The sequence below is a fragment of the Dehalobacter sp. genome (genome assembly GCA_023667845.1).
Lineage (GTDB): Bacteria > Bacillota > Desulfitobacteriia > Desulfitobacteriales > Syntrophobotulaceae > Dehalobacter.
Genome location: JAMPIU010000180.1, coordinates 1 through 13,891, shown reverse-complemented (window position 1 = coordinate 13,891; position 13,891 = coordinate 1). Strand labels below are relative to the sequence as shown.

Sequence of the window (13,891 nt, the reverse complement as noted above, 5' to 3'; positions counted from 1 at the left end):
ACAGATGCTTTGGTGATGCAGAGCCTGTTTGCCACAGTGACCAATGTTAATTTTGATCCTCAAGATTTTGATGCCTTCATACAAAAGGTAACTGAAGAGAAAAACAAACTTGGCGGGGCGGAAGATTTTGCACCTGAAGCTTTGTTCCATGGTGATCCGGACATCGTTTCGCTGCGTACGACTCTCTTGTTAGGCATGCGCGGGATGGCGGCATATGCTTGGCATGCGTATGTTCTAGGCAAGCAGGATCCTCAAGTCACCTCCTGCTTTTATAAAGGATTGAAAGCTGTCGGGGAAGATCATTCCGTCGATGAATGGCTGGAGTTGCTGATGGAATTCGGCAAAACCAATCTTGCCTGTATGGCGCTGCTCGATGAAGCGAATACTTCGGCGTTCGGTCATCCGGTGCCAACCAAAGTTACAACAACCATAGAAAAAGGCCCATTCATTGTGATCACCGGCCATGACCTGCTCGATCTGAAACAATTGCTGGAACAGACAGAAGGAAAAGGAATCAATATTTATACCCATGGTGAAATGCTCCCGGCTCACGCCTATCCTGAATTTAAAAAATATGTGCATCTAAAGGGCAATTTCGGAACGGCTTGGCAGAACCAGCAAAAGGAATTTGACAATATTCCGGCTCCGATCTTTTTTACGACGAACTGTCTGATGTCACCCAAAGCCAGTTACGCTGACAGGGTTTATACGACATCCGTCGTCGGTTATCCCGAAATGAAGCATATCCCGGATGCCAAAGTCAAGGACTTCTCGCCCCTGATTAAGGAGGCGCTTGAACTTGGCGGCTACAGCGAAGATCAATACAGGACAGGGATCAACGGCGGAAATGAGCTGATGACAGGTTTTGCCCGGAATACTGTTCTCGGAGTTGCGGATAAAGTGATCGATGCCGTCAAGGGCGGAGCAATCAAGCATTTCTTCCTGGTTGGCGGCTGTGATGGCGCGAAACCCGGCAGAAACTACTATACCGAGTTTGTCAGACAAACTCCGAAAGATACGGTCGTACTGACACTTGCCTGCGGGAAATACCGCTTTAATGACCTGAATATCGGAGAAATCGGGGGACTGCCACGGCTGATGGATATGGGTCAATGCAACGATGCCTATTCCGCTATTCAGGTTGCTGTTGCATTGGCCAAGGCTTTTGAATGCGGCGTAAACGATCTGCCCTTAACGCTGGTGCTTTCCTGGTATGAGCAAAAAGCCGTCTGTATTTTACTGACACTTCTGGCGCTGGGCATAAAAAATATCTATATCGGACCATCCGTTCCCGCTTTTTTCTCTTCCAATGTACTCAGTGTTTTGGTCGAAAAATTCAATATCACACCAATCTCTACACCAGAGAATGATTTAACAGCTATTCTGGCTAAATAAAAGGGCTCACCTCAATCCGAATGCTGCTGACACTGTGTTGGCAGCATTTCATTTTGGGTGTTAATAGCCCCTTTTTGCACATTTAGCATGACCTAGCTGCGTTTCACATCCATGTTCGCTTGGACTGCTGGATCACGTTACGTTTCGCAAATTATTCCACAAAATTATGCTATAATATTTTCATGCGCTGATCTTAGACATAAAGGCTGGTAAAAAGTATGCAGGTATTTTTACGGATTGATATTAATCTTGTTGCCCTGGTGTTGTTGGGGGTAGTATTTTTGATTGCTTACCAGAGTCTTGACCGGCAGGATCGTATCAATAAAAAATTTCTGACCACGTCTTTAGTCATTATGCTGGAGCTTGTTTTTGAAACGCTGACCTGTATGATCAACAGACGCCCTGAGTTATGGTTGATCCCGGTGTCGGAGCTGATGCATATATGTTTGTTTATTACGGCACCGCTGTTAACCTATTCATGGTACAAATTTAATTATAGCTGGACTGAACCAGATAGTACGATTTTTAAAACCAGGGAAATCCTGTATTTCATTCCGATTGTCATCAATACGGTACTGACCGTTTTATCGCCCATTTACGGTTTTATCTTCGATATAGACAGTGCGAATGTCTACCACCGGGGATCACTTTTTCTTGTTTCAGCCGTTATTACCTATTTCTATCTGCTGGTCAGCCTGATACAGATCCTTAAAAGAAAAGGGAAAATCATTAAGCAGGAATGGATTCCTATGATCGGTTTTGGAATATTGCCGATTATCGGAGGGATCCTTCAGTCGTTGTTTTATGGTGTGCTTCTGATGTGGAGCTGTACGGCATTTTCCCTCGTGATTATTTATTATTTTCTGCAGCAAAGAATGGCTCATCTGGATAACTTGACCGGCGTATGGACGAGAGGATCTTTTGACTATTACATTTCCAGAAGGATCCACCATAAGGCCGATAACAAATTTGGGCTTATTTATGCTGACCTTGACGGACTGAAACAAATTAATGACCAATATGGGCATTCCGAAGGGGACAAAGCGATCCAGACTGCTGTTGGGCTAATAAGAAGTGTCCTAAGAAAAACAGACATTATTGCCAGGATGGGTGGCGATGAATTTGCGGTAATTATGGAATGTGACAGCAAAGAAGCTCTGGAGAAAACAATTGAGAGAATCAATGTGTCTTTTGAAGCGTATAATAAAACTTCCGGAAAGCGTTACAGGCTGGAAGGAAGTTTTGGGACTGACATCTTCGATATGAAATATGCCAGCATTGAGCAATTTCTGAACCATGTTGACAATCTGATGTACAGCCAAAAAAAGAATAAAAAAGCGGATTTGGGATGATCCGTGGGATTTGATTCCTTTTAGCAAGTAATTCTTTATGAGCTAAAGAAAAACCGTTATAATAGACTGAAAATTCGTAACATTTTATTAATTTTAGCCTAAATCACGATATTTGCAGGTTGACCGAAAGCTTGTATTTTATGTATGATAATAACAAGCTTCAAGGAATTCCTAAGATGGAATACCAGTGAAGCCTGAAAATGGAAACAAAATGTTATCATTGGATGATTAGGTCGGTGAACGAAAAGGTTCACTATATCTGGAGAGTTTCGAAGAAAAGAGTCTGCAACGGGATTGATAGAAATGAAGGTTTGGTTCAAGAGAATCTGTAAAAAGGATCTTAAGAGGCAAATTCTGAAATGAAATCAGACTGAAGTGGGTAATGAGTAAACGGAATATCTGTAGACGAAGGTCTTTTAAGGAAGATGGATAGCAGGAAACGAAATTGAGGGTAATACTGGGGATACATTGATAAAGGTTCGTTGGAGCTTCTTTTTTATTTTTCGCGCTTGTAGGCTGCGATATACGGAAGGTTTCGGTACTTTTCCTGGTAATCAAGGCCATATCCGACTACAAATTGGTCCGGCATAAGAAAACAGCAATAATCGATGTTAATGGTGAGGAGCCTTTCCGAGGGATTGTCCAGCAGGGTGCATATTTTTAGACTAGCCGGCTTCGCAGCTTCGAGGTGTTGGCAGATATAAGCAAGCGTAAGTCCGGTTCCGACCACATCTTCTACTAAAAGAACATGTTTGCCGGTGATCGAAAGGTCAAGATCTTTCGCAAATCTTACAATGCCAGTTTTATTCGTTTCATCAGGGAAGGCCCTGATCGACAGAAAATCAATGCTTAAGGGTACCGTCAGGTGCCGGGTCAGGTCAGCCAAAAAGTAAAACGATCCTTTTAGGACGCTGATCACAACCAGCTCCTTGCCCTGATAGTCGGTATCGATGATTCGCCCGGTTTCGGCGACTTTCCGTTGAATCTCCTCTGCAGTGAAAATGATCTTCCCAACAGCATTTGAATTCATTGTGCAGATCCTTTCTTAATGCCGAATCTCTCCAAAAGGGAATAAAAATCATTTTTAAAGACAATGTTGATGTTGGTGCCGGGATAGAGCCGTTTGAGCAGCTCAACCTTTTTCTTTTTTTCTGAAGCATATTTTTGGTTCATCGTGGTCAGTTCAATGAACGTATTAAATCTGGGCAGGTAAAAATCAGGTGAAAACGCCATGGTAACATTGCCCTCTTCATCCCATTGAATCGGGAACGTACGGGGCTCGTACTCCCAGTCAAGGTGGTACATATCCAGGATTCCGGCAAATTCCTCTTCGGATGGATGCTTGAAAATAATCGGTTTTTTACCGTCCTGAGAAGGACATTCAGCCGCAGGGGAGTAAAGCTGCTTATTTCTGGCATAGTACTCCAGAAAGGCAGCGCCTTCTTCGATGCCAATAAAATCTGTGTTCAGCGTAATGCCGTAAAGAGAAGGATCAGACCAGTCTCTATGATAAATGGTGGAAATATACCGTTTGTGTTTGCGGTCGGTCAGCTCCAGGAATCTTTCGGCATTGGAGCGGTCCAGACGGAGATTATGCATGACCCGGCCGGTTCGAACTTCATCTGAAGCTATGATTCTGACATGGATCGCTTCAGGATGGCGGGAGAAAATAACCTGAGCGCCGAGACCGAAGATGATAGCAGGCTGTTCAGAAATATAACCTTTTAATCTGCTTTCAATATGCTCGGCAAAGGTAAGGCCTTGAGAGGACAGATTCAAATAAAAGCCAGGGCTTTCTTTCAGCATATGTAGCTCATGCTTGTCGGCAATCTCCGGCAGCCATTGGTTCACAACAAAATCGTGTGTAATCAGAGGCAGATCCAATTTCTTGGCGAGGAGCCCAGATATTTCTTTCCCCAGGCTTCCTGTTTGTCTGGAAATCGTAAGAAATACCAAATCAGTCACCCCCACAGCAGTAATGATACCGGTTCAGTCCTCAGATTATTATACCATATCAGGCCAATTAGCGTCGGAACGCTGGAAATGAATGGAAATGACTAAACTGGTTTCTTTTTCCTAAGTTTTACAAAGAGAAGAACGGCCGAAAGCAAAATTGCTGCAATACTGATGACTTGGGCTATTTTAAATGGACCAAGCATCAGACTGTCGGTTCTGAGACTCTCAATAATAAAACGGCCTGCCGAGTACAGCAATAAATAAAGCAAGAAAATGATGCCGTCAGGTGTTGATTTCTTCCTGATCAGCCAGAACAAGAACAAAAAGATCAAAGTGTCCCATAAAGACTCATATAAAAAAGTCGGGTGGTAATATTGGCCGTCAATATACATGCCCTGCTGAATAAAATGCGGAAATTTACTGATAAAGGATTCACTAACCGGGCCGCCATGTGCTTCCTGATTAAGAAAGTTGCCCCATCTGCCAATCGCCTGGCCGATAACCAGACTTGGCGCGATAACATCGGCCACAGACCAAAATTTTAAATCCGGATCTCTGCGGGTAACCACTAAGACCGCCAGAAAACCGCCGATAATTCCGCCGTGAATGGCTAATCCGCCATGCCAGACAGCCACGATTTCCGCCGGACAAGCGATGTAATAATGCAAATTGAACAGGACATAATATAGTCTGGCACCGATCAGAGCAGCGGGAATCATAACAATCAGCAGATTAAAAAGTTTGTCCGGGTCCAGCCTGCGATAGTTCGTATGATAGTTCGCGAGAATGAGTCCGGCGCAAAACGCCAGAGCGATCAGTATACCATACCAATGAACAGAAAAGGGACCAATTTCAAATGCAATAGGGTTCAAGAAAATCAACTCCCGTATTAATGAATACACTATCTTTCCGGAATTGTCCAGCAAAAATGCCTGATTGAACTCTTCCCAGGAATCGTGTAGAAGCATTACTGGATATTTGCGAAAAGACCGACACCGTAGTATTGTTGTGTTATCAGGTAAGGTAAGGTTATTCTATGATTCTTTGCTATGAATTGTTTTCAGGGGGTAGACGATGCGAATATTATTAATCTATAATCCGCTTGCCGGGAACGGCAGCTTTAATAATCACTTGGACAGCATTATTGAAGCTGTCCAAGATAAAGGCTATTATTTGGTCCCTTACAGGATCAGCACTACGGAAGCCCTGGAAAAAATGGTCTCCTCAGCGGACATCAACAGTTTCAACAGGATCTGGATTGCCGGGGGCGACGGGACGATCCACCAGGTCATCAATGTTCTTTTTTGTTATGATTGCCAGATCCCGGTTGGAATATATCCGGTAGGAACTGCCAATGACTTTGCCCGTTATTTTCATTTTCCGGAGCGGGTCAATGAAATGACGGAGATTCTGCTTCAGGATCATTTTACAGTATGCGATATCGGGGTCGCCAATGGCCGCTATTTTTTAAATGTGGCCAGCCTGGGTTTTCTGATCGATGTCAGCCAAAAAACTCCCAAAAGAATCAAACAAAGTTTTGGGGCTCTCGCCTATTATTTAAAGGGTGTTGAAGAATTCGCCAATATGAAGCCGGTGAAAGTTAGTATTCGGAGCCGGGAAGCCAACCGCGACGATGAAGTGTATTTCATCTTGATTATGAATGGCAAATCGGCGGGTGGTTTTAAGAGGATAGCGCCGTTGGCTTCTATTAGCGATGGTCTGCTTGATGTGTATATTTTTAAACCATGTCCAGTTCTCGAACTGATCCCGCTGGTTATCAAAGTGGCGAACGGTGAACATGCGGAGAGCCCATATGTAGACTACTTCCAGACGGCAGAGCTGACAATCAACTGTCGGGAATCGATTGGTACGGATTTAGACGGAGAAAAAGGGTTTGATTTTCCGTTAAGAGTCACTGTTGAGCCCGCCAAACTTAAAGTCATTACCAGAGAGAATCAAGAGGAAGGCTATCTGGATAAAACCGGTTTTGGCTTCTTAATTTAGATGTAAAAATTTTCAATGCAAACGTTAATAAAAAGGTTAATAAAAACATTCGAATTGAAGACAAGTCCGGGTAAATATTTTTATTTTGGGCAGATTAATTATGAAAACAATTGCCTTAAAATATCTGATGCAAAGGAGGAATTGTCTTGAGTGTTATCGGCTGGATTATTTTAGGCGGCCTTGCGGGGTGGATTGCCAGCATGATTACAGGCCGTGATGCCAAAATGGGCGTTGGAATGAATATTGTTGTCGGGATCGTCGGGGCGTTCATCGGCGGATGGATCGTCAACATTTTCGGAGGAATAGGGATCAATGGATTTAATGTCTGGAGTTTCTTGGTTGCTCTCCTCGGTGCGGTGATCCTGTTGTCCATCGTCAATGCCTTAACGGGCAGGAAACATTCTCACAATCAATATCAGTCGTAAATGTTATCCCGGATTTTGATGGATGCTGGAAACGGCGGAGTAGATCTCCAGCCGTTTCCATTTTTTATTTAGCGCCAAATCAAACCAGCAAAACTGACTTAGCACAGTTCTGTCTGAGTGCATACTGATCCACAACACTTGACAAATATTCGGAAATTTGATAGCATTACCTAAAATTATATCATACAGTTTTATATTTAAAGGCTGTACCATGACAGTATAAAGCATTCGTCTTTAACAGAAATGCTAAGGGGTGAAGGCTTTTTTGGTATATCAGAAAAACTCTAAGCACTTTCTGATATCTCTAGGCGCAGCCGGAGGCATGGCGCCAGTAAAATTTTCTATAGTTTATAAGATATAAAATGCTAGGAGGAGATTATGTTGAAACTTGCGTTTTCAACCCTGGGTTGCCCGGATTTCAGCTGGACCGATATCTATTCCATGGCCAAGGACTTTGGCTTTGACGGCATTGAAATCCGCGGTCTGGGCAGTGAGATCTTTGCAGTGCAGGCCCAGCCTTTTACTGAGTCTCAGTTGCCGCAAACCATAAAAAAGTTATCCGAACTCCGTATTCAAATTCCTTGTCTGTCTTCCGGCTGTTGTCTAAAGTATGCTGAGAAAGCGGAACAGAATCATCAGGAGATCGTTCAGTATATTGAATTAGCCTCCAAGCTAGGAACCCCGTATATTCGTATCCTCGCCGATATCGCACCGCAGCCGACTGGTGAAGTCGATGACGAGGTGGTGCTTACTGCGCTGAACCGTCTGGTACCTCTGGCCGAAGAAAAAAGCGTTACCCTTTTGGTTGAAACGAACGGAGTCTATTCTGATACCTCCCGTTTATGCCATCTACTCAACCATGTCGCGAGTGACAATGTTGGCGCCTTGTGGGATATGCATCACCCTTATCGTTTTGCAGATGAGACACCTGGAAAGACTGTTCAGAACCTTGGTGCCTACATTAAATATGTACATATCAAGGATTCCGTTTTAGAGAACGGCACCACCCGGTACCGTATGATGGGAGAAGGAGATTTACCCATTGATGAGATGATGCAGGCCCTGCATTCGATTAACTATGAGGGCTATGTTTCCCTGGAATGGGTCAAACGCTGGGCGGCGGACCTGGATGATGCCGGCGTCGTTTTCCCGAATTTTGCAGAATATATGAGCCGTTACACGGAAAAAACATCGGTGAAAGGTCATTTGTACGATAACAATGCCAAGACCGGAAAATATATCTGGCAAAAGGATACGCTGATTGATCTGACCTTCCCCCAGGTGCTTGACCGGATGGTGGATGAGTTCCCGGATCAGTATGCTTTCCGTTATACGACCATGGATTATACCCGTACGTATAAAGAATTCCGGGACGATGTTGACACATTTGCACGCGCTCTGATCGCGATGGGTGTCAGACCCGGGGACCATGTTGCGACCTGGGCCACCAACGTTCCGCAGTGGTACATTACCTTTTGGGCGGCAACCAAGATTGGCGCTGTGCTGGTAACCGTAAACACCGCGTATAAGATTTATGAGGCAGAATATCTGCTTCGTCAGTCGGATACACACACGCTGGTCATGATCGATGGATATAAGGACTCCGATTATGTCGGCATTATCAAGGAGCTTTGCCCCGAGTTGGAGACTGCCGAGGCCGGAAAGCCGCTGCATATCAAACGGCTGCCTTTCTTACGCAATATTATCACGGTTGATTCCAGGCAGAACGGCTGTCTGACCTGGGAAGATGCGATTACCCTGGCTGACAAAGTCCCCGTTGAGGAAGTATACCGCCGTGCGCTTTCTCTTAACCGTCATGATGTCTGCAACATGCAGTATACCTCAGGAACCACTGGTTTCCCGAAAGGCGTTATGCTGACACACTATAATGTTGTGAATAACGGTAAAAATATTGGCGACTGCATGGATCTTTCCACAGCCGACCGCATGATGATTCATGTCCCGATGTTCCATTGCTTCGGGATGGTGCTGGCGATGACTGCGTCCATGACCCATGGGGTGACCATGTCCCCGATACCGGCGTTTTCGCCGAAGATATCGCTGGATTGCATCAACAGGGAAAAAATCACCGCCTTCCATGGTGTTCCGACCATGTTTATTGCGATGCTCGAGCATGAAGATTTTCCGAAAACAGACTTTTCCTACATGCGGACCGGAATCATGGCAGGAAGTCCGTGTCCTGTGAAGGTCATGCAGGATGTCGTCGAGAAGATGAATATGAATGAAATCACCATTGTCTTCGGACAGACCGAATCTTCACCCGGCTGCACCCAGAGCCGTGTCGACGATTCCGTCGAACTGCGGGTTGCCACTGTGGGCCGTGCTTTGCCAGGTGTTGAGTGCAAGATCGTGGATCCGAAGACCGGGGAAGATCTTCCGGATAATGAGGACGGCGAATTTGTTGCCAGGGGCTACAATATCATGAAAGGGTATTATAAAATGCCCGAAGCCACCGCTGCGGCGATTGATGAGAACGGCTGGCTGCACACCGGCGACCTGGCCAGACGCGATGAGAACGGATACTATAAAATTACCGGACGTATCAAGGACATGATCATTCGCGGCGGGGAAAACATCTATCCGAAAGAAATCGAAGATTTTATTTATACCCATCCAAAGGTCAAGGACGTTCAGGTTATTGGTGTCCCTGACAAACAATATGGGGAAGAGATTATGGCCTGTGTCATACTGAAGGACGGTGCCGAACTGACCGCTGATGAGCTGAAGGATTTTGTCCGTACCCACATGGCCAAGCACAAAACACCGCGTTATATTGACTTTGTCGCAGAATTCCCGATGAATGCCGCAGGCAAAATTATGAAATATAAAATGCGCGAAAACGCGGTCGAAAAGTTAAACCTTCAGGCCGACAACAGTATTGAAACTGCCTAAGGTACTTCTAGGAAACCTTATTGTGTTATCAAATGGCAAAAATTTTCTTTGGATGAATAGAAAATTATGGTATAATATTTGCGTAATTCGCAAAATGTGGTGAAACAGTTGGTCAGGAAGTTTGATTTGATCAAATATAAACCGCTGGAACGAAAATTCCTGCTCTTTAGGTGGGGACTACTTGTTGTCGCCCTGGCTGAGCTGATCCGTTTTCAGGGCTCTTTCACGGGCCCGTTTTTTGTTGGTTTCTTTATCGCTCTCCTATATAATTTGTTTGTTTCCGTTTGTATCTTCAGCAAGGACACCCGGGCCGAGAAACTGATTCTGCTCAGTTTAGTGCTTGATATTCCTGTTTATACCCTATTGATGGCAGGGAATGTTGAATTGCTGAATATGCTCTTTTTTTCCTATTTCTTCTTTATTTCTTTTCACGGCATGCGTCATGGGATTTTGGGTTTGATCATTGCTGCTGCCGAAAGCGTAGCCTCTTTATTCATTACGTCATTCAAAATTTCGGATCTGTTTATATCCGTAAATATCTACATGTTCAGCCTTCTGCTCCTAGCCTTCGGTTTTATCATTGTATTTGAAGTCAACAGTTTGCTGAATATCAGCCAATATCAGTTCAGAAAGGCCAAAAATCAGGCGGCCAGAGATCCGCTGACGGGGCTTCCAAACCGCCTGCTGTTGGAAAAGAGTTTTCAGAAGGCTGTATCCAATTATCAGAAGACAGGACAGCCTTTTTGCATTGCCATTTTTGATATTGATAATTTTAAAAAGATAAATGATCAGAAGGGACATGTCTTTGGCGACAAGGTTTTGCTGGTTTTAGCCCGTGTTTTAAAAACAAATGCCAGGGCCACTGATTTCATCTGCCGTTACGGCGGTGAGGAGTTTCTAATTATTCTTTATGGCTGCGGCCTGAAGGACGCCTGCCTGAAAGCGGATAAAATCAGGGAAGAATTTGCACTTAACAGTTATTTTGATAAGCCACTGACCGTGAGTGCCGGTGTCTGTCTCTATCAAAAAGGCTGCTCGCTGACCGAAAATATTGAGATTGCGGATAAAGCACTTTACGCTGCCAAAACAGCAGGGAAGAACAGGGTCATCTCAGGCAGCCGTTTCGGCGTTGATCTTTTCCATAAAGAAGCTTAAAGATCAAAATCCTCCACCCAAATTTTCTAAAATTATTTTAATATTTCCTCAGTCCGGCGGAATACTTTTCGGAAATGAAAACCGTATATGGACAGGGTTACTGCCAGCGGAAATACATTACGGCGTTTCCGCAGAGACCAAATGATCAGTTTCCAGTAGTATCGTCTTTCTTGGCCGATAATTCCCAAACGGAATACCGATCTGATAAACGCGAGCACCTGACAACGGTCGATCCGCTGAGCCGTAAATCCAGCAGGTTCGTACTGCTCTAAGAATGTCAGGACCCGCTCATAATATTTTCTTGGCGAGTAGATCGTATCGACAATTCTTTGATAGCCTTTGATCAACAGGCGGCTTTCCATTCTTGGTATGAAGTTCATCGAGAAGTCGGTGTTGTCGCCGCTGATGCTTTTTAACAGGCGGCCTTCCGCTGCCAGACGCTGATATAGTTTAGTTCCTTTCGGCGCATTCAGCAGCCCGACCATCGCGGTAACGATCCCGCTTTCCTGAATAAAGGTTACCAGTTTGTCAAAAATAGAGGCATTGTCGTTGTCGAACCCGACAATAAAGCCGCCCTGAACCTGAAGGCCGAATTTCTGAATTTTTTTGATACACGCAATCAGATTGCGGTTTTTATTCTGAAGTTTATTGCACTCAACCAGGCTGTCTTCATCCATGGTTTCAATTCCGATAAATACAGTCAGAAACCCCGCCTTAACCATCAGATTCATAAGGCTGTCATCATCAGCCAGATTGATCGAGGCCTCTGTGATAAACGTAAACGGATAATTTTTTTGTTTCATCCAGCTGATCAACGCAGGCAGGATATCATCCTTTAATTTCTTTTTGTTTCCGATAAAATTATCATCGACCAGGAAGATGCCTCCGCGCCATCCGGCTCGATAAAGGGAATCCAATTCTGACAGGAGCTGCAAAGAGGTCTTGGTACGGGGCTCGTGACCGTATAAAGATGTAATGTTGCAGAAATCGCAATGGAATGGGCATCCGCGTGAATATTGAATATTCATTGTTGCGTAGTGTTTCATATCGATAAGGTCCCACAAAGGCACAGGGGTATTTCTGATATCCGCCCATTCTTCCGTTGTGTAAATGTGCGCTGCCGATCCGTTCTCAAGGTCACGCACAAAGGCAGGTACAGTGTTCTCCCCTTCATTCAGGACGAGATAATCTACATCATCATACTCCTCAGGTTCGGAAGTAAAGAGGGGACCGCCTGCAGTCGTTTTGACTCCGAGGGCATGACAGCGGTTAATAACTTCCCTGACAGATTCTTTTTGGACGACCATCGCGCTGATCCAGACATAATCGGCCCATAAAATATCCCGATCCTTGAGTTTCGTTACATTCATATCCACAAGACGCTTATCATAATGCTCCGGCAGCATAGCAGCTACGGAAAGTAGCCCCAGGGGCGGAGATCCAGCTTTCTTGGATATGAACTTTAACGCGTACTGGAAACTCCAATAGGTCAGCGGTATTTGCGGGTAAACAAGTAAAATTTTCATAGATTTGCCCTTCCTGTTCTATTGACTGGCATAGCCACTTCTAGCATATCCATTTTTTATTTGCTCAATTCGTTTCTGGTTTATTCGCTGATTTTCTGCAGAACAACACAGGACATTGCAATTTATCATCGGGTAAATTAAAATGGATGTAGAATCAAGAAAGGGAGAGAGTAAGATATGGAGGAAAATGCCGGAGATATACGAAGTAGTATTATTTCAAATGACTTATTAATAGGATTTGGTAGAAGGCTTTGACAGTCCTGTATAAGGAATGATTCTGCCTTTTTATTATTATCAGGAGGAACAATCATTGATTACCGGGATTTTGTTTTTAGTCGTACTGATTGCGCTCAATGCCTTTTTCGCTGCCTCGGAGATTGCTTTGATCTCCCTGAATGACAATAAAATCAGAATGATGGCTGAAGATGGCGACAAGAAGGCCAAAATTTTAACCAATTTGCTCGGCGAGCCGAGCAAATTTCTTGCGACGATCCAGATTGGGATAACGTTGGCAGGCTTTCTGGCCAGTGCGTTTGCTTCAGAAAATTTTTCCGATCCGCTGGTTTCACTGCTGATTAAGCTTGGGGCCCCCGTTTCAGCATCCTTGCTGAAGACGATAGCCGTTATTCTAATTACCATCATTTTATCTTACTTCACGCTGGTGCTCGGAGAGCTCGTGCCGAAAAGAATTGCGATGAATAAAGCTGAAAAGATCGCCTGGTTTGCTGCAAGTCCGCTGTATATCCTGTCTAAAATTACCTCACCATTCGTAAAAATGCTTACGGCGTCAATGAACGTGTTTGTAAGGCTTTTCGGGGTAGATCCGAATGCGGAGAACGAGCAGGTCACGGAAGAAGAAATCCGCATGATGGTTGATGTTGGCGAGGAAAAAGGCGCTATCCATGAAACAGAAAAACTGATGATTAACAATATTTTTGAATTTAACAATAAAACGGTTTCCGAAGTCATGACACATCGCACGGATATTGCGGCGCTGCCGATTGAAGCAAGCTTAAGTGAAGTCATTGCCTTTATCAATCATGAGAAGTATTCCAGGATACCCGTCTATGAGGAGAATATCGACAATATTGTCGGGGTGCTGCAATCCAAATACCTTTTCCAGTATTTAACGAACAACAGCAATCCGGAGACATTTCATCTGCGG

At 44.4% G+C, this 13,891-nt stretch carries 11 protein-coding genes; 7 read left to right on the top strand and 4 right to left on the bottom strand.

Annotated features, from left to right (window positions below):
* The coding region (gene hcp / locus NC238_15165; protein ID MCM1567247.1) for a hydroxylamine reductase at positions 1–1,395 on the top strand (1,395 nt) is incomplete at its 5' end.
* Between the two features lie 218 nt (positions 1,396–1,613).
* A complete protein-coding gene (locus NC238_15160) occupies positions 1,614–2,747 on the top strand; it encodes a GGDEF domain-containing protein (protein ID MCM1567246.1) in 1,134 nt (377 codons plus the stop codon).
* 496 nt (positions 2,748–3,243) lie between these two features.
* On the opposite strand, the gene hpt is transcribed toward NC238_15160, so the two are convergent.
* From hpt to lgt, 3 genes are all read right to left on the bottom strand, one after another.
* Positions 3,244–3,777, bottom strand: coding sequence for a hypoxanthine phosphoribosyltransferase (hpt, locus tag NC238_15155; GenBank protein ID MCM1567245.1), 534 nt, complete (start codon positions 3,775–3,777; stop codon positions 3,244–3,246).
* Positions 3,774–4,712 carry a cytidylate kinase family protein gene (locus NC238_15150; GenBank protein MCM1567244.1) on the bottom strand — a complete coding sequence of 313 codons (939 nt, stop codon included), beginning with the start codon at positions 4,710–4,712 and terminating at the stop codon, positions 3,774–3,776. Before NC238_15150 ends, hpt begins: the two co-directional genes overlap by 4 nt.
* Positions 4,713–4,804: 92 nt before the next feature.
* Positions 4,805–5,575, bottom strand: a complete 771-nt coding sequence (gene lgt / locus NC238_15145; protein MCM1567243.1) for a prolipoprotein diacylglyceryl transferase — start codon at positions 5,573–5,575, stop codon at positions 4,805–4,807.
* A 202-nt stretch (positions 5,576–5,777) separates the two neighbouring features.
* Between lgt and NC238_15140 the strand changes: the two genes are divergently transcribed.
* The 4 genes from NC238_15140 to NC238_15125 all read left to right on the top strand — a co-directional run bounded on the left by NC238_15140 (position 5,778) and on the right by NC238_15125 (position 11,200).
* Positions 5,778–6,707 (top strand): YegS/Rv2252/BmrU family lipid kinase, encoded by a 930-nt coding sequence (locus NC238_15140; protein ID MCM1567242.1) that lies wholly within the window; start codon positions 5,778–5,780, stop codon positions 6,705–6,707.
* A 146-nt stretch (positions 6,708–6,853) separates the two neighbouring features.
* Positions 6,854–7,132 carry a GlsB/YeaQ/YmgE family stress response membrane protein gene (locus NC238_15135; protein ID MCM1567241.1) on the top strand — a complete coding sequence of 93 codons (279 nt, stop codon included), beginning with the start codon at positions 6,854–6,856 and terminating at the stop codon, positions 7,130–7,132.
* A 381-nt stretch (positions 7,133–7,513) separates the two neighbouring features.
* Complete coding sequence (locus NC238_15130; protein ID MCM1567240.1) at positions 7,514–10,045, top strand: AMP-binding protein; 2,532 nt, start codon at positions 7,514–7,516, stop codon at positions 10,043–10,045.
* Positions 10,046–10,171: 126 nt separating this feature from the next.
* Positions 10,172–11,200, top strand: a complete 1,029-nt coding sequence (locus NC238_15125; protein ID MCM1567239.1) for a GGDEF domain-containing protein — start codon at positions 10,172–10,174, stop codon at positions 11,198–11,200.
* Positions 11,201–11,232: 32 nt separating this feature from the next.
* Here the strand turns inward: NC238_15125 and NC238_15120 are convergent, their stop codons facing one another.
* Positions 11,233–12,726: a B12-binding domain-containing radical SAM protein gene (locus NC238_15120; protein MCM1567238.1), complete on the bottom strand. Its 1,494-nt coding sequence runs from the start codon at positions 12,724–12,726 to the stop codon at positions 11,233–11,235.
* 271 nt (positions 12,727–12,997) lie between these two features.
* On the opposite strand from NC238_15120, the gene NC238_15115 reads away from it, so the two are divergent.
* On the top strand, positions 12,998–13,891 hold an 894-nt coding region (locus NC238_15115; GenBank protein ID MCM1567237.1), incomplete at its 3' end, for a hemolysin family protein.

Excerpts from the sequence above, each read along its gene's own strand:
- NC238_15140 (MCM1567242.1), top strand. The coding sequence starts at position 5,778 with ATGCGAATATTATTAATCTATAATCCGCTTGCCGGGAACGGCAGCTTT.
- hpt (MCM1567245.1), bottom strand. The coding sequence starts at position 3,777 with ATGAATTCAAATGCTGTTGGGAAGATCATTTTCACTGCAGAGGAGATT.
- NC238_15160 (MCM1567246.1), top strand. The coding sequence starts at position 1,614 with ATGCAGGTATTTTTACGGATTGATATTAATCTTGTTGCCCTGGTGTTG.
- NC238_15120 (MCM1567238.1), bottom strand. The coding sequence starts at position 12,726 with ATGAAAATTTTACTTGTTTACCCGCAAATACCGCTGACCTATTGGAGT.